General features: G+C 57.2%; 20 protein-coding genes. 4 read left to right on the top strand and 16 right to left on the bottom strand.

All coding sequences use genetic code 11. The features are described 5' to 3' along the window. Positions 1–32 precede the first annotated feature (32 nt). From trbC to L6D80_RS21140, 4 genes are read right to left on the bottom strand one after another with little or no spacing between them, the layout of a single operon-like run. On the bottom strand, positions 33–764 hold the full coding sequence (trbC, locus tag L6D80_RS21155; protein ID WP_224459419.1) for a type-F conjugative transfer system pilin assembly protein TrbC: 732 nt from the start codon (positions 762–764) through the stop codon (positions 33–35). Continuing rightward, the gene (locus tag L6D80_RS21150; protein ID WP_023383772.1) at positions 712–1,749 is read right to left on the bottom strand and encodes a TraU family protein; all 1,038 of its coding nucleotides are present in this window, start codon (positions 1,747–1,749) and stop codon (positions 712–714) included. Before L6D80_RS21150 ends, trbC begins: the two co-directional genes overlap by 53 nt. Next, positions 1,746–2,444 carry a type-F conjugative transfer system protein TraW gene (traW, locus tag L6D80_RS21145; protein WP_023383771.1) on the bottom strand — a complete coding sequence of 233 codons (699 nt, stop codon included), beginning with the start codon at positions 2,442–2,444 and terminating at the stop codon, positions 1,746–1,748. Before traW ends, L6D80_RS21150 begins: the two co-directional genes overlap by 4 nt. A gap of 36 nt (positions 2,445–2,480) precedes the next feature. Further along, complete coding sequence (locus tag L6D80_RS21140; RefSeq protein ID WP_023383770.1) at positions 2,481–3,278, bottom strand: DsbC family protein; 798 nt, start codon at positions 3,276–3,278, stop codon at positions 2,481–2,483. A gap of 110 nt (positions 3,279–3,388) precedes the next feature. On the opposite strand from L6D80_RS21140, the gene L6D80_RS21135 reads away from it, so the two are divergent. After that, positions 3,389–4,117 carry a hypothetical protein gene (locus L6D80_RS21135; protein ID WP_041925798.1) on the top strand — a complete coding sequence of 243 codons (729 nt, stop codon included), beginning with the start codon at positions 3,389–3,391 and terminating at the stop codon, positions 4,115–4,117. A gap of 79 nt (positions 4,118–4,196) precedes the next feature. On the opposite strand, the gene L6D80_RS21130 is transcribed toward L6D80_RS21135, so the two are convergent. The 4 genes from L6D80_RS21130 to L6D80_RS21115 form a co-directional block, all read right to left on the bottom strand. After that, positions 4,197–4,460, bottom strand: coding sequence for a hypothetical protein (locus L6D80_RS21130; protein ID WP_060500574.1), 264 nt, complete (start codon positions 4,458–4,460; stop codon positions 4,197–4,199). A 34-nt stretch (positions 4,461–4,494) separates the two neighbouring features. Next, positions 4,495–4,719, bottom strand: coding sequence for a hypothetical protein (locus L6D80_RS21125; protein WP_023383767.1), 225 nt, complete (start codon positions 4,717–4,719; stop codon positions 4,495–4,497). Positions 4,720–4,858: 139 nt separating this feature from the next. Beyond that, positions 4,859–5,107 carry a hypothetical protein gene (locus L6D80_RS21120; RefSeq protein WP_023383766.1) on the bottom strand — a complete coding sequence of 83 codons (249 nt, stop codon included), beginning with the start codon at positions 5,105–5,107 and terminating at the stop codon, positions 4,859–4,861. Positions 5,108–5,118: 11 nt separating this feature from the next. Further along, on the bottom strand, positions 5,119–5,382 hold the full coding sequence (locus L6D80_RS21115) for a hypothetical protein (protein ID WP_041925797.1): 264 nt from the start codon (positions 5,380–5,382) through the stop codon (positions 5,119–5,121). Between the two features lie 203 nt (positions 5,383–5,585). Here L6D80_RS21115 and L6D80_RS21110 point away from each other — a divergent pair, with 203 nt between their 5' ends. Next, positions 5,586–6,284, top strand: a complete 699-nt coding sequence (locus tag L6D80_RS21110; protein ID WP_023383764.1) for a hypothetical protein — start codon at positions 5,586–5,588, stop codon at positions 6,282–6,284. Between the two features lie 38 nt (positions 6,285–6,322). On the opposite strand, the gene L6D80_RS21105 is transcribed toward L6D80_RS21110, so the two are convergent. Then, complete coding sequence (locus tag L6D80_RS21105; protein ID WP_023383763.1) at positions 6,323–6,784, bottom strand: hypothetical protein; 462 nt, start codon at positions 6,782–6,784, stop codon at positions 6,323–6,325. Between the two features lie 19 nt (positions 6,785–6,803). Continuing rightward, positions 6,804–7,667 carry a hypothetical protein gene (locus tag L6D80_RS21100; RefSeq protein WP_023383762.1) on the bottom strand — a complete coding sequence of 288 codons (864 nt, stop codon included), beginning with the start codon at positions 7,665–7,667 and terminating at the stop codon, positions 6,804–6,806. Positions 7,668–8,206: 539 nt separating this feature from the next. On the opposite strand from L6D80_RS21100, the gene L6D80_RS21095 reads away from it, so the two are divergent. After that, positions 8,207–8,698, top strand: coding sequence for a hypothetical protein (locus L6D80_RS21095; protein WP_175442733.1), 492 nt, complete (start codon positions 8,207–8,209; stop codon positions 8,696–8,698). A 49-nt stretch (positions 8,699–8,747) separates the two neighbouring features. On the opposite strand, the gene L6D80_RS21090 is transcribed toward L6D80_RS21095, so the two are convergent. Continuing rightward, complete coding sequence (locus L6D80_RS21090) at positions 8,748–9,806, bottom strand: tyrosine-type recombinase/integrase (RefSeq protein WP_023383760.1); 1,059 nt, start codon at positions 9,804–9,806, stop codon at positions 8,748–8,750. 253 nt (positions 9,807–10,059) lie between these two features. On the opposite strand from L6D80_RS21090, the gene L6D80_RS21085 reads away from it, so the two are divergent. Beyond that, the gene (locus L6D80_RS21085; protein ID WP_004574800.1) at positions 10,060–10,917 is read left to right on the top strand and encodes a hypothetical protein; all 858 of its coding nucleotides are present in this window, start codon (positions 10,060–10,062) and stop codon (positions 10,915–10,917) included. Positions 10,918–11,012: 95 nt separating this feature from the next. Here the strand turns inward: L6D80_RS21085 and L6D80_RS21080 are convergent, their stop codons facing one another. The 5 genes from L6D80_RS21080 to L6D80_RS21060 form a co-directional block, all read right to left on the bottom strand. Continuing rightward, positions 11,013–11,672, bottom strand: coding sequence for a hypothetical protein (locus L6D80_RS21080; RefSeq protein ID WP_023383758.1), 660 nt, complete (start codon positions 11,670–11,672; stop codon positions 11,013–11,015). A 159-nt stretch (positions 11,673–11,831) separates the two neighbouring features. Next, positions 11,832–12,122, bottom strand: coding sequence for a hypothetical protein (locus L6D80_RS21075; protein WP_023383757.1), 291 nt, complete (start codon positions 12,120–12,122; stop codon positions 11,832–11,834). Between the two features lie 58 nt (positions 12,123–12,180). Further along, positions 12,181–12,696, bottom strand: coding sequence for a hypothetical protein (locus L6D80_RS21070; protein WP_023383756.1), 516 nt, complete (start codon positions 12,694–12,696; stop codon positions 12,181–12,183). Next, positions 12,693–13,100: a hypothetical protein gene (locus L6D80_RS21065; protein WP_023383755.1), complete on the bottom strand. Its 408-nt coding sequence runs from the start codon at positions 13,098–13,100 to the stop codon at positions 12,693–12,695. The genes L6D80_RS21070 and L6D80_RS21065 overlap by 4 nt, the downstream gene beginning before the upstream one ends. A gap of 201 nt (positions 13,101–13,301) precedes the next feature. Beyond that, positions 13,302–13,763 carry a hypothetical protein gene (locus L6D80_RS21060; protein ID WP_023383754.1) on the bottom strand — a complete coding sequence of 154 codons (462 nt, stop codon included), beginning with the start codon at positions 13,761–13,763 and terminating at the stop codon, positions 13,302–13,304. Positions 13,764–13,860: the final 97 nt, after the last annotated feature.

Raw genomic sequence — 13,860 nt, 5'->3', positions numbered from 1 at the left:
GAAGCCCGGCGCGATGCCGGGCTCGATCGTGATCAGTGGACGGTGCCAGGGGCTTGTTGTTTGTAGATCTTCTGCAACCTGGCCTCGGCAAGCTTTGCGATCTCAGGCTGCGCACGGAGGCGGATGGTATCCAGGGCCAACATTGCGCTGATGTCGCCGGTGATCGACGTGAAGGTGGCATCTGGTGAGCAGCCATCGTCCAGAACGGACTCTGCTTCTGCAGACGCCACGACGAACGTTGGTACCGATTCCACTTTGAAGGCCTTGAACAGATTGGGATTGATCTCCCACGGCACACCGGCCTTGTTCACCTCCAGCGCAGCCTGTTTGGTCTGCATCTGGGAGCCATTCTTGAACCCTCTCACGACCATGACAGCACCGGTTTCGCGAGCTTGTTGCGCCAGCCGCTCAAGCCTGTCTTTGGGCATCGAGAACGACACGAAGATGATGAAGTCGTTCGCGCCGTGGCCACCCTTTGCACCTTGTTTTGCGGCGTTGAATCGCGCAATGACGTCGTCAAGCGACTCGGTCTTGGTGGGCGCTGGGGCGTCGATGACCGGTACCGTGGCCTTGAACGTGCCCGGCTTCACCGGATCAATCTTCCCGTTCAGAGCGGCACTTCGAGATGCCGCCTGCTCCTGCATGATCTTCTGGATAGCTTCGTTGGAAGGCATTTCCAGCTGCTGGGACACGGCAGGCACGGCGAAGAAACTAGTTGCTAAGAGTAGCGCCGCCGCAGCAGTCGCGTTTACGGAAAATGCCATAGCCAAAGTCCTTGTATCCTGGGAGAGGGAACTCAGTGTTCGATTCGGTCAGAATTGTCGACCGCCCGATTGGAGAGCAGCACTTGCCTGCGATTTTTGCGGTCTCAGGCTTGGGGTAGAGGCGAGTCAGCTTGTACTGCCGCTTGTCCATGATGATCTGCGGGTAGTAGCCGCACATTGCGTCACCTCCCATTGCCGCCCACTGGGTACCCGCGGCATGGAGTTTCGCGAGGATTCGCGTGGTTTGCAGCCGGGCGGTTTGCTCCATGCTCAGGTGCGCCTCGTTCCGACCGGTCAGCGGGTACATGTGACCGTAGGAGCCGGCGGCCCAGAAGATCGTGGACAGTGGGAAGCCTGTAGCAGCGGCAACGGCATCGGCGGACATGGCCCCGATCGCCAGCATGCTCCCGAAGGGGAACGCGTAGGGGGTCAGGATGCCGGCGAGTTCGTCATCGTTGTGGGTTGGGTCCGCGAAAGACATCCAGGGCACGTCGATACCGCGGTTGTCCATGCACGTGTCGTCCAGGATGGCGCCCATCACATACATGGCCGGGTTGATATAGAAGTTGACCTGCATGAACGAGTCGCGGGTGCTGCCGATGCCGCTGCTCTGATCGTCAGAGATGTAGCCGAATGCATCTGCGTTGACGCCTACGTTGACTTTCACCCCACCGAGCAAGGGGAAGCATCCAGGCACCGTGGTAACGTCGGTCATCATGTCGAACTCCCAGAACGAGGTGGGAATGCCGACCTTGGGCGGGTTATCGCACGTGCAGAATGCGCTTTTGTTCCCGCTGTCGAAGTCTTCCTGGCCATCGGAAATGAGCTCCGTTGAACCGAAAAGCTTGATCGGGAACATGCAGGACCAGCAGACGTCCGAAATCAGGTTCGGGAATTTACCGGTGCACACGCCTTCATCGGCAGAGCTGACCGTACTGAGCAGGGCCGTTGCCACAAAGCCCAGGGCCATAAGCAGTTTCTTCATAGCTTCAACTCCTCGATCTGGAGTTCCCTGCCCTTTTGGGTCAGGACCGCGGGAACGCGCTCGATCCCGAACTTCTTCGTGAGGATGCCCATCTGGTCGAAGTAGACCGGGCGACCCCACTCCCGGTTGAGCTTCAGGAACGAACCCGCGACCAATATCACTTTGTCCCGGGGATGCTCATCGGTGCGCTTCTTGGCGTACTGCAGCTGCTTCGGGTCGCGAGCGTCGATGAAGATGATCGCTTTGCTGAGGGTGATGTGGTCCAGCGGGTTGATGCGAGTGCCCGCCGGCACCAGGATGTTACCCAGATGATCTTTGACGGTCTCAGGGTACGTGTAGGTCGGGTCGTACATCCTGATCTGCGGCTCAACGACGGGCCCAATGCCGGGTACCGGCTTGGGGTTTTCTGCTCCGGCCAACTGCTTGTCGCGGTAGTCGTTCCAGAACTTGTCGAGTTCGCCTTTCTTGTCCATCGCTTTCAACCGACCTTGGATCATGTCGATTGCATCCTGCTCCTGGATCTCCCAGGTGTTTCCGTACTTGCCGAGCTCTTCGGCATGAACAGTGGATGACGCGAGGTAGAGGGCGGTAAGGAAAGCGGATGCGCATAAGCGGCGTAGCTTCATCACAACTCCAATGAGAATGCCCAGCCCGGGGCTCATGACGATCAGGTGATCAGAAACCAACGTGGCCATCGAGATGGCCACGTGGAGAAGACTGTTGGCGGGAGATCAGGAACCGCCGTTGAGCCAGGCGTCGAGCCGCTCGGCCGATACCAGCCCCGGCATCTTCCGACCGTCTTCGCTCACCATGGCGGGAGTACCCTGGAAGCCAATGCTTTCGGCCAGCGCGATGTTGCGCTCGATTGGGTTATCGCATTTCTTCGCCGGCGGCTGGGTGCCTTGCGCCAAGGATTCCCATGCAGCAGCACGGCCAGCCTCAGGCAGACACCAGACCGATTCAGATTTGGCGCGAGCCTGCGGGTGCAGCGACTCCAGCGGATACATGAAGGTGTAAATGGTGACATTGTCCAACTTGCTGAGGACCTCCGTTTCCAGCTTCTTGCAGTACGGGCAGTCAGGATCAGAGAACAGATAGAGCTTGCGGGAGCCGTTGCCCTTTACGCGAGTGAACGCGTCTGCCAGCGGAAACTTCGAAACGTCGATTTTCTCAGCTGCAGCTCGCTTGGGTGCCGTCAGGTCCTTGCGAGTCTGCATGTCGTAAACGCTGCCGAACAACAGGTAGCGACCTGAGGCATCGGTGTAGGCAATGTTCTTGCCCATGGTAATTTCGTAGAGGCCATCGATCGGCGCCCGCTCTACGTTGGTGAAGTTGGTGGAGGGGTATTTGCCCTTGAGCGTGTTGAGCACGGTCATGATCTCGATGTCAGCAGCTGGCGCCGCTGCCGCAGCTGCTGGAGCGGTGGCTGCGGCAGGGGCCTGAGCAACCTCGGGTGCAGGCGACTCGGCCTGGGCGAATGCAGCCAGCGAGCAACTGGCGAGAGCGATAGCGACAACGAGCTTTTTCATCGGTTACCTCAGATTTATAAATGGTGCCGGTAGAATTATGTGTACGTGTGACCATATACTAGCAATACCGACAACTCGTGACTATACGCAGCGAGTATTAAAAGAGAGTTATGGATACCGCAAAGCCGCCATCTCACCCGTTGCAGCAACTGCACCACGCCTATCAGGCAATCAATGAGCGCTTCTTTTCCGGGTCATTACCTGGCTGTGAAATCAGATTCTCGACACGCCAAGGGTCTGAAGGCCATTACCGGCCTGGCGCTCTTCCGAGCGGGGAGCTCTGCCCGGCCTTGGACCAAATCGCCGTTGGGGCGCACCTTTCGAGCAGCAAGATGATCGAATCGCTGGCGCATCAAGCCTGTCATCAGTACCGGCAGCACTCCGGACAGCCCCCGCGGCGGGCCTACCACGACCAGGTCTGGGCCGATAAAATGGTCGAGATCGGTCTGCAGCCGTCCAGTACCGGCCTGCCTGGTGGCCAAGTGATCGGGCAGAAGGTGTCGCACTACCTTCTCGAAGGCGGGGGCCTGAGCCTCCTCATCCGCGAGCTTCACGATCAGGGGCTGAACATCAATCTGGCGGGTGCGGCCGGGCCTGCTGGTGCTGGCCGCCGAAGCGCGCAAAAAAAAGTCTGGGCCAGAACGAAATACACATGTGCTGGCTGCAACAAATCTGTGCTCGGCGGCGACCAGTTCAACCTGGTGTGCGGTGATTGCCAGCTGCCGCTAACGCCTGAGGTATCTACTGCGGGAGCGATCGAGCGCGAAGGCGCCGAGATGCTGGCGGAGGAAGGGGCACTTCATACGGCGCCCAGCTCCTGGGAACAGTCGGTGGCATAAGAAAACCCCCGAACCAATAGATTCGAGGGCGGGTGAAGCAGTTATGCAGAGTTGGAGAACTCGCAAGAGTCCAGCCGACTCACGTCCGGCGTGGATCCTCAATTACGTTGGTTTCTGGAACCGGAATCCCGTAGTGGTCCGCATCGTGGTACACGGCAGAGTTCGGATTGAGGAAAGACAGGTCGTCAACGACCCAGCGTCCTCCGTTGGTTCCGCCGGCGAGGTAGCAGCAGCGGGTACCGGCAGGGACTTCTACTTTGTAAAAACTGCGGGCGACTTTAAATTCGACTTCGGCAGCATTGATGTTCTTGCCCATTTTCGCGATAGGGGTGCGGGTGTTCATGTGTTTCTCCTGAAAGGCGTTTTTTGCTGGCAAATCAAAAAGTGAACAGGTCACCCGCGGATCCATGGCCGTTGTTGAACTTCGTCTCGCGAGGTACCTCGAACCAACTGAATCCGTCCCAGACCTCCAGCTTTTCGCCTGACACACGTGCTTTGAAGTAGCGACATCCCAGCTTCGGGTGGTAGGCGTAGATGCCCGCCCCTTTCAACAGGTGATCATCGATTTTCTTCTTCGCTTGAACTGCGGTGAGAGTGGCCATTGCCTGCTCCTTTCATGTGAGGTGTGCCAGGGCACTTGTCTTGCCGTAAGGCGTTGAACTTGCCTCGGGAGATGAGTCTCAGCTCTCTATAAACCCACATGAAAAAACCCGGCGCATGGCCGGGTTGGATGGAGCGTTTCTAAGCTTGTAGCTGGTAGCTACCAGTTACCTTGGTGCCACGCATGGCGCTGTAGTAATTGACGCGATCGATAAAGGGGATGGCCTTCAACGCGGTTGAACTGAAGCCATGGGTTGAACGTATGGTCTCAATGGTGTCACCAGTTGAGAGCTCCCAGAGGAAGATAGTCCCCCCATTGGCATGTACCGCTGCTTTCCGCGTGATCTGCGCGCCCTTCATAAGCCGCGAGGCTTCAATGATCGGATGCATACCGCCACCCTTCACTTAGCTTTTGCGTTGGCGACGAACGATTCGAGCTCCTTGAGGGTCGACCCGAAATTTACTTTCTCGCACAGCACTTCGATCTCTTGGGTCGACAGGGGCGTGAGCTGACCGGAATTGCTTGCGATATCAAGCAGGCCCGGAGCAGCTGACGCCCCACTTCGGAGGAACTCCTGGTAGTGGCGAAGTGCGGCGAGGATCGTACCTTGCTCACGGTCAGCGACCAGAACTGCAGTTTGATTTGCTTGGATTTGCTTGGACATACTGATCTCCTGGAAAAGCAGGTCTATGCGGGTGACCTGGTCTCCGGAGATGGTGTGCATCGAGCTATAAAGCTGCCCCGGTTTGAGACGGTGGTTGTGATTCAGTGGTGTATACGCGTTCGGCCAGGCCGGCGATCGCCCGGCAAGGCAAAGCTCGGCGGCGGTGCTTAAGTTAAGGAAGTGCCCAAATTTTCAGCAGCATCATGGCCCAGGAAAAGCTGATCACCCGAATAACCGAGATCGCTGAGTCGCTCAACGAGCGCCAGCGTGCCTACCTCGTGGTGGCGTATGACGAAGATCAGCGGGCCGAGCAGGCGAATTCTGGGCCAGGCTCTGCGCCAGCGAGCCAATGGCGGTGGCTGGAATATGGTCCTGACGGTCGGGTCCGAAGAATGACGTACGATGGCCCGTTACGGTACGCGCTCGCGGAGATGAAACTGGTCGGTCATGGCGCCGGCTCAACGTGGCATTCCCTGGAAAGCCGCGGCTTGCTGAACACGGATCACCGGCTGATCGGTTTGGGCGATCTCATGTCTCTTTATGTCAGGCTTACAACTGATGGCAGGAGGGTCGCCAGAGTGCTGAAAGGCTTGCCTATGCAAAAACCAAAAATTGACCCTGCCAGCAAGCCGATGTCGCTCACTGCCCTGCGCATTCTTTACCAGGGGCAACAGCAGCCAAACGAATTCTTGGACCCATTTGAGCCATGGATCGGGCGAAGTTATTACCCTCCTCTCCTGGTCGTGCTTGGCATTGCCCGAGGACTAGCAAACAGGGGGCTTCTGGTGGCCGATAAGCGAAAACTGAGCTTTAAAATTTCCGCTGCGGGCCAGGCCGTCGACATCGAGGGAGCCGAGAATTGGCAGCCGTTCCTTAGGCCGGCCTATGGTGAACCTGATTAGAACGACAAGTGCCTTGAGCTAAGAGCGCTCATAGCCTGCTATTCCTGGCTGCGATCATTGGCCACTGGCTTGACTGGCTTGCTGATGAACTTGTGGGCTGCGCAATCTGGGACTTTCGGTGTGATAGCGGAGAGAGCAGTCATTTCCTGCTCTATCCAACTGAACACCGCAGGAAGATCGAGGCCGCCCCGCTCACGTGTCGCATGGTGAAAAGTGGCGTACGCTTCATGGTCGATTGGCTCATAGTCGGTTAGCCGGTTATCAAGAGCCTCGGCCCACGACTTAGAAAATGGGGCTCGAAAGTAAACCAGCAGGGCAACCACAAGGCTGGTGCCTACTACCAAAAGTGGGTCCTGTTTCATGATGACTCCGACAATGATGGCAGTGGAAATAGAGGCGAGAAGGCTTGCCATCATGGACGGTGGAAGGGTCCCGTTCTGCATGTCCAGCGCACACCTCCTTATGTCCATTAGCTTTTTCTTTCGGGTTTCAAAGTTCATGCTTTCTCTCATCAGTCATTCAGTTTGCTGCTGGGGCTATCAGCTGTAATTTCGCCGCCTCGGCTTCGTACTCGGCAAGCGCTTTGGCGTACATATCAGGGTGCTGCTTGTCGAAGCCGGGCATGTGTTCAGTTTCCACCCACTGACCGCGGATTTGGCTTTTAGCGAGCCAGGGTCTCTTGCTGCCGGCCGGCTGGGTCCATGCGGTGACGCCTATTCCGAACGATGCGATTTGCTTGGCCGTGATGAATCCCTGCTTACGCATCAGGACCACCACTTTCAGTGCCGATTCTTTCCATGGCGTGAGTCGAACCGGGGCTGGAACTCCAGCCGGCAAGGAGGTTACGATGGCCGGTACACGGCAGCGCACTGAGGGCCACCAATCGAACATACGTTCATCAGAGCCTGCGCTGCCCTCTGCATAAAAGAGCCGATGATCAAGTCCGAACGTGTGCACGTAGCCTTGTGCTGTCCATGACTCATATGGGCAGAGTACTTTGACTCCAAGCCGACGGAGCATCTTGGCAATGCCAGCACTGGCATCGGTGATTTTGCTGACGATGACCAGGCGGTGATCTGGGCCCGGACTTTCCCAAAAGTCGTCGCCTTGATTGGGAAGGATCTGTTCAGCGACCTTGGCATTCAGCGAGAGCTTTGCCTGGACACCGATCTGGCGGCCGTCGTCGTTGACCACCAGCACATCGAACCCTGCAGCCTCTGGATAACACGTCCATCCTTTGATCTGGTTGAACTCTTTGATGAATACTTCGCAGAGCGTCGACTCTTTGCTGATGGTTGGAGGCTTGGCTCGGCTTATAGGCTGCATGATGAGCTCGGTGTGTTCCCGGCGTTGCTGCTGGTCGTGTGAGAGTATGGTGGCCATCGTTGTCCCTATTGGGTTGAGGCGGAAGTCGCGCTCGCGCGGTCAATAACTCGTACCTATACGCCACATGATTCTGAATGCATGCATTCAGTTTGTCCATTCCGATACTGTGAGTATCTCGCGGGTCGAGTGGAGGGTAGTTAGGCACTCCCTCTGGCCTCGATACCCAACGGAAACGGCGTATTTACGGGCTTTCTGGCGCTCTGACCGCTCGTTCGCATATTTTTATAGTTCCATGTTGCATTGCCAGCGAAACCAGTGTTTAATAGGCCCCATGTAGGCGAACAAGCCTCAACCGACCCAATCTCCTGAAAGGCTGGGAAAATCAACCGAAAGGTTGAACTTGCGACCACAAGGCCCGCTACTTCGTAGTGGGCCTTGTGGTTTCTGGCGTTCGTGAATCAGGCGCGTCTCACCCGCTGGGCCTGGGCCTAGATGCTATAACACGAACACATACACCGACTGTATCTAAATGCTATCCTGCTCAGGTTGGCCATGCGGCCGACCAATAATCCCCACTAGGAGCACAGGATATGAGCATGAGCGAGAAGCAAGTCACGGTGGAGGTCAACGGTGTAGGGGTGGGTTCTCTCTCGATGGAGAAGTACCAGGAGATGCGAAGCCGCGTGCGGCGAGATCCTCGGACGTACGTCAAAGCCCTGATCGTTGTGATGGGCGCCTTGACTCGAACCCTGCGCGGAGCCCTTGCAGCCTTGCCAACGGCCGTTTTCGCTTTAGTGCTGCTTGCGACATTGTTGGAGCCCGAAGCAGTCACCAGAGCACTTTTTGCGTTGCAGTCTGCTAGTCCTGCTGAGATCACTGCGGGGTTGACCAAAATCATTGAGGTGGCGCGATACCTGCTAGTTCCTATGATTGGCCTCTTCACATTGTTCTCGGCCTTCCGTGAAGTGCGGGACGCCTACTATGAGGATGTTTGCCGCGAAGTCCGCATCGCTCTGAATGCCTCTGCCGTTGGCCACGTGCACATCAGCGTGTGCGACGTGGAGGCCGAGGCTCCTCAGTCCGCGTAAGCGTCTGCTGCCCTTTGGGCGGAGGTGGTCACGCCTCTGCCTAGCCCACTTACTCCCCTTGTTCTGTGCCTTTGATGGTCTGCCGCCACAGCTTCCAGGACTCATAAAGCCTCTCGGCCGACACGGGCTGTGCAAAGCCCATCCACTCCGCCACCAGGGCCGGCGTTTCCCCTCTTTCGAACAGCTCAGCCGCAAACGTATTACGCAGGGTCTGCGGGCTAGCTCGATGCTCAGGATCGCGAATGGCCTTCACCCCAGACTCGACGATCACGGCCTCGGTGATCCGGTTCACCGTCGACGGGTTGATCGAGGTGATTTTGCGACCGTTCTTGATCACCGGCGTGATGTCGCTGGGGAATACCAGGTCGCCCTCGGTACCGGCCTGCTGGCGGATGTGCAACCAGGTGGCCAGCGCCCGGGCGGCGTAGTCAAACGGCTTGGTCCGGTGCTCGAACTTCGAATCCGCATAGGAAAGGGTGATCCATGGGGCGGCTTGCGGGGTGATGCAATTAACAGTCAGGCCGACGATGTCCTGCACCTTGAGCCCGGCCCCCACGCACAGACCCACCATCGCCCGATCCCGCGCCTCGCGCCACCGCCCCCGCTCGTTCTGTGCCGTCAGCGGCGCCACCAGGTGATTGGCCAGCAGCTCGGCTTCCTGGGGCCGCAGAAAGCTGGTAGGCAGGTTGCCGTCGACATCCTTCCATTTGACCCCTTCAGCCCTCAACGCCTGCGCCGCCGGGTTGAGGAAACCTGGCTCTTCCTTTTCCTTGAACAGGTCGGCCAACACTCGTTGTATTAGCTTGCGGTACCGGTCGCGCTGCGGCCTATTGTTAACTCGCTTTTCGTTCTTCTCGATCTCAGGGGTTAGGCTATCAAGGAAGTCTGAAATATCGCTTGCATCCACTTCGTCTAATTTAATGCTCTTTTGCTCAATCCAGTCGACAAACCGGCCCCACTGCGAGCGATAGACCTCCGCGGACGATATTCGAATGCGGGCTGAGGTTCCTCTGCCCGCTTGCTGGCTGATCCAGTGGTCGAATGTCTCCTTAGGCCGTTCATTCCAAGAAGGACTGTCAGGTTTGAAGAGGTCTTCAGTAGCGCTCATGGGCGACTCCGGAGGTACAGGATGGACGGGAGCTAGGTCGGCCTGCTCTGACTGTTAATTGCATGTCGGTGAAGTGTAGTGGAGAACATTTGTACTCGCCTGGTTTTTTCACTGACAGAATGGGGGCGTGCCTGGCGCCGGCTTTGCGGGCCGAGAGGGACCGGCGGCTTCAAGAGCACAGAACAAGGGAGGGGGGTATTCGTGCGTGTGTGGCATCCCTGAGGGCAAGTTCAACTACTTTCAGGAGTTCGCCATGAACAACGTATCGCTCATCAGCTTCATCAACCTGCTGCACAGCGCCTCCCACGTGCAGCTGACGCTGCCCGGGCTTACCACGCGCTGCACTGCGGAGGTCGAGCAATCAGGTTCGACAGTCATCCTGCTTCGCCTGTTGTGGTCGAGCAACTGCGAGACGCTGATCACTGCTGAGGCACTGTCGGCTGGCCGCTGGGTCGACGACACGTTCCACTGCCTGGATGCTCACGGCCGCGAGGTCACGCTGCAATTACTGCAGACGACAACAATCAAACCCGACTGCAGCACGCCGAACGAGCTCGATGCCTTGCTCCGTGAGCTGTTGCTGGAAGCTAATCGCCGTGGGTCCTCTCCAACCAACATGCAAAATGCCCTGCAGGTAGCTGTTTGGGAAGGTTCGAAGTCAGTCCGACGGTTGCTCTTCCCGCAGATGCTTGCAACGCTGAACACCGTCCAGGAAACACTCACCAAAGCCGCGCAACTCGGCGTATGGGACTGGGCCTCGATGCCGCAACTGCGTGACCAGGTCACGGCTGCGCTCGCGGCTGATTACGGTACCGAGGTCACCTGGAGTCCGGATTGCGTCTACGACCACCTGGACAGCAGTGAGATCCTCGATTTCTTCGCGGATCTTCGCAAACGCACCGACACTCTCGATGAAGAATCCGAGCTGGTATGGCGAGTCTTGGTCATGGCGGTCAACCTTCTGGAGAAAAAGCAGCTCCACGAGTTGCTCCAGGGCCTGCGTCAACGACTGGAAGACATGAACGACGACATGCGCCAGCTCTGCTCTCTGCCTGTCGCTGATTTGCTGCGGCTGATCGCAGACCCTGAGGCTGATGCCGAGGAGGTATAACGCTCTACCCGCCCCGACCATGTGTCGGGGCTTTTCTTTGGGCAAAAGAAAACCGCCAGTCCGAAGACCAGCGGCGGATGGAGCGTTCGTAGGTGCTATGCCGACTTCAGCACATAGCGTTTCTGCGGAATGAGCACTGTTTCTTCGACGACGTTCAGGCTCAGCATGTCGATGAAGGTTGAGCGGATACTGTCACAAGCATTGTCAAATGCCTCGACGACCTCTACTCGGTTCGCGAGCTGGTCCAGAGACCATTCGTTGAAGTCTTCATCCTGGTCCAACGCCTGGCCAGAGACACGAAGCGTTTTGGGTGGATGCTGGAAGTTTAAACGACCTGCATCACCCTCGGCGCCACAGCGACCGCAGCGATTGTTACCTTCGGTACAGGCTTGGTAATTGCGCTGAGAGCAGCTTTTGCAGTAGGACTGATAGCCGGTGGATTCCCATTGGCTTTTCATGAGCACCAGATACCCGCTCGATCGGCCATTACTGCTGATGGTGAACTCGCCATTCATTTCCACGACGAAGTCCTCGATCACCAGAGACAAGTCATCCCAGTAGTCGACATTGAGCAGCTCAAAGGCCTTCTCTGTCTGCTCCCGATCCAGGCCAAGGGCATGGATCTTCACGCAGTGAGCGTAGCTCGTGGCGCGGTTCCAAGAGTTCATGGTGTCATAGCGATAATGGCCAGCCAGGAAGCTGATCATCGCTTGACGATCGGTGCGGTCCACTGCTGCTTTTTGAAAATGTTGCATTGGGAAATCTCCTGTTGGCTGTATAACCGGAGATGTGCAACACAGAGCGGTAAATCCGGGCAATGGCGCGATCGGGGATCATGGACCTGGGAAGATCGAGTGCTGCAACGGCGAGTTGGCCCGCTGGGTTAGCCCACCCGCCTGGCAACGGTCTGGGCATCACCAAAACTGCGTGATAGGCCGGGTCTCAAAATTGTCGATGGCTTCCTTGTGCTGCTGGTAATGCTGCTCGTACATCTTGATGTTGAGGCGGCAGAACTCTTCCAGCTCAGGCTCGGGTAACCGCGGCGAAAATAGAATCACTGGCCGCTGGTCCTGATCAGCGAACTGTAGGGTGCCGTCAGGGAACATCACCTGAGGTATCCCGCCCAATAGCATCTCCACTTTGGTAATGAACGGGGTGATCTTGGACTGGTCGGGCGCGAAAATGTGCATCACTTGATCGGTCATAGCGGTTATCTCCTAGGTCAATGGAACTGGGGTGCGATTAGGTCCTCTGGTCCCTACATCACACCAGCTTCAGATGGGGTCTTTTAGGGTCGCCTATACGGACCTGCAGCGCCGGCTGCATGTGCATTACGTCAAAACCCATGGACTTGAACCACATAGGGTTCATCAACGTGCGTTTCTCGGTGGGGAGTTCGAAAAAACCGTTGTCCTCGGACCAGAATCGGCCGCTCACTGGATGAACCAGGTCAAGCTCACAAGTGCCGTCGGGATAGGTGCACACCACAAGCTCCCAGGACGGATCGGGGGGGACTGGCCATTGGTAGTCCTCCGGCGCAAGGCGCTTTCGAATTCCCCCGTCACAGCGGCCGGACAACCCATAGACGAATGCACGGACATGCCACATCAAGATCGGGCGGTCTCGCTCAGTCCACCCTGCACATGCGTACTTGAATGCCTGGCGAACCAACGGCCTTGGTAGGCCCCACTGAAAGCACGCGAGGCCCTTCTGATACATATCTTCAAAGTCGAGGTTGGGATAGCCTGCGTCGTCTGCTGCACGTTCCAAGTAGTTCATGCTTCGCGCACCTCCGGGCGATATGCAGACCCTCCGAGACGGTACTCGTCCACCTTGGCCAGCGCGTCTGCCGCTGGGCGCTCGACCAGGGTTTGTATTTCCCCATCGGTGTACAGGCAGCCGGTGATATCCATCACGAGTGCAGCGCCGGCAAGGTCGATTGCAAGGATGTGGGTGTAGTTTTGGTGGCCTGCCAGGCTATTTTCCCCTTGCGTGAAATCTCGACTGATCGGCCCTTTAACAACCCCGCGGTACGGCTCTGGAACTGTCTCGGGCCATCCGTCGCAGAAGAATGACTCGACGAATTTCTGCAGGCCGATTCCGAGCTCGGCAGCAAAGCGTTTGATGCCGTCGATCGATGATCCATCCCACGACCATTCTTCAATCAGATTCCGATTGCACATGCTGGGTCCCTCCCTAAGGCTCCGGCGCCATTGTGTGTTTGCAGCAATTGAGTCATGCATCTTAGAGCATATCGATACTTAACGCGTAAACATAAGGCTAGTTTTCTTTGTACACCATGTTCATCTGGGGCCAGCAGTGAAGCACGCTCATCCTGCGGGCGAAAAAAAACCCGGCAAATGCCGGGCTGTGGGGTTACCTGCTCACGCTTGCGGCGCCAGCAGTAGCTCAAGGTGTTGTCGATCACTTGCGACCATCGACTCGACACCCCGCAAAATAGCTGCAGAGAGCGCTTTTCCAGCGATTTGCTGCGAGTTTGCGTTACCGTTGAGCTGCTCTTGGGTGCAGCACTCATAGGCCTGGAGAATTGACCGGAGATTGCCTAGGGAGAGCCGGCCGACGATGGCATCCAGCACGATGGCAACAGGAGAACCACACACCTGAGTCGCTTTAGCTACAGCGCTCGCTGTGTCAGGTGCAGGATCAGCAGTGATGCCCTGGGCAGCGCCCAAAATCGCATTCAACTGATCAGTGACCAAGTGCAAGAGCTCGTTGTAGCTATCCCCATCAGGAGGTAATACTTTGTCGTTGAGGTCTCGGGCGTGCGCGTTGACGGCACTGAGAAGGCTTTCCACCGCTTGTAGGGAGCTTTTTGGATCGTTCATGAGGGGCACCAGGTAGTTGGTTGTTTAACTGACTTCAGGGGATGCTCCACACAGCCCTACAATCCACCTTCTACATGCCTGTGGGACATCTCCTTGC

Origin of the sequence: Pseudomonas ceruminis, assembly GCF_021602025.1 — a bacterium.
Classification (GTDB): Bacteria; Pseudomonadota; Gammaproteobacteria; order Pseudomonadales; family Pseudomonadaceae; genus Aquipseudomonas; species Aquipseudomonas ceruminis.
The sequence above is the reverse complement of the archived record's forward strand: the minus strand, read 5'-3'. Positions and strand labels throughout refer to the sequence as shown.

Excerpts from the sequence above, each read along its gene's own strand:
- L6D80_RS21065 (WP_023383755.1), bottom strand. The coding sequence starts at position 13,100 with ATGTGCAATCGGAATCTGATTGAAGAATGGTCGTGGGATGGATCATCG.
- L6D80_RS21115 (WP_041925797.1), bottom strand. The coding sequence starts at position 5,382 with ATGTCCAAGCAAATCCAAGCAAATCAAACTGCAGTTCTGGTCGCTGAC.
- L6D80_RS21105 (WP_023383763.1), bottom strand. The coding sequence starts at position 6,784 with ATGAACTTTGAAACCCGAAAGAAAAAGCTAATGGACATAAGGAGGTGT.
- L6D80_RS21125 (WP_023383767.1), bottom strand. The coding sequence starts at position 4,719 with ATGGCCACTCTCACCGCAGTTCAAGCGAAGAAGAAAATCGATGATCAC.
- L6D80_RS21110 (WP_023383764.1), top strand. The coding sequence starts at position 5,586 with ATGGCCCAGGAAAAGCTGATCACCCGAATAACCGAGATCGCTGAGTCG.
- L6D80_RS21130 (WP_060500574.1), bottom strand. The coding sequence starts at position 4,460 with ATGAACACCCGCACCCCTATCGCGAAAATGGGCAAGAACATCAATGCT.
- L6D80_RS21135 (WP_041925798.1), top strand. The coding sequence starts at position 3,389 with ATGGATACCGCAAAGCCGCCATCTCACCCGTTGCAGCAACTGCACCAC.
- L6D80_RS21060 (WP_023383754.1), bottom strand. The coding sequence starts at position 13,763 with ATGAACGATCCAAAAAGCTCCCTACAAGCGGTGGAAAGCCTTCTCAGT.
- L6D80_RS21150 (WP_023383772.1), bottom strand. The coding sequence starts at position 1,749 with ATGAAGAAACTGCTTATGGCCCTGGGCTTTGTGGCAACGGCCCTGCTC.
- L6D80_RS21140 (WP_023383770.1), bottom strand. The coding sequence starts at position 3,278 with ATGAAAAAGCTCGTTGTCGCTATCGCTCTCGCCAGTTGCTCGCTGGCT.
- L6D80_RS21095 (WP_175442733.1), top strand. The coding sequence starts at position 8,207 with ATGAGCGAGAAGCAAGTCACGGTGGAGGTCAACGGTGTAGGGGTGGGT.
- L6D80_RS21070 (WP_023383756.1), bottom strand. The coding sequence starts at position 12,696 with ATGAACTACTTGGAACGTGCAGCAGACGACGCAGGCTATCCCAACCTC.
- L6D80_RS21120 (WP_023383766.1), bottom strand. The coding sequence starts at position 5,107 with ATGCATCCGATCATTGAAGCCTCGCGGCTTATGAAGGGCGCGCAGATC.
- traW (WP_023383771.1), bottom strand. The coding sequence starts at position 2,444 with ATGGCCACGTTGGTTTCTGATCACCTGATCGTCATGAGCCCCGGGCTG.
- L6D80_RS21080 (WP_023383758.1), bottom strand. The coding sequence starts at position 11,672 with ATGCAACATTTTCAAAAAGCAGCAGTGGACCGCACCGATCGTCAAGCG.
- L6D80_RS21090 (WP_023383760.1), bottom strand. The coding sequence starts at position 9,806 with ATGAGCGCTACTGAAGACCTCTTCAAACCTGACAGTCCTTCTTGGAAT.
- L6D80_RS21075 (WP_023383757.1), bottom strand. The coding sequence starts at position 12,122 with ATGACCGATCAAGTGATGCACATTTTCGCGCCCGACCAGTCCAAGATC.
- L6D80_RS21100 (WP_023383762.1), bottom strand. The coding sequence starts at position 7,667 with ATGGCCACCATACTCTCACACGACCAGCAGCAACGCCGGGAACACACC.
- trbC (WP_224459419.1), bottom strand. The coding sequence starts at position 764 with ATGGCATTTTCCGTAAACGCGACTGCTGCGGCGGCGCTACTCTTAGCA.
- L6D80_RS21085 (WP_004574800.1), top strand. The coding sequence starts at position 10,060 with ATGAACAACGTATCGCTCATCAGCTTCATCAACCTGCTGCACAGCGCC.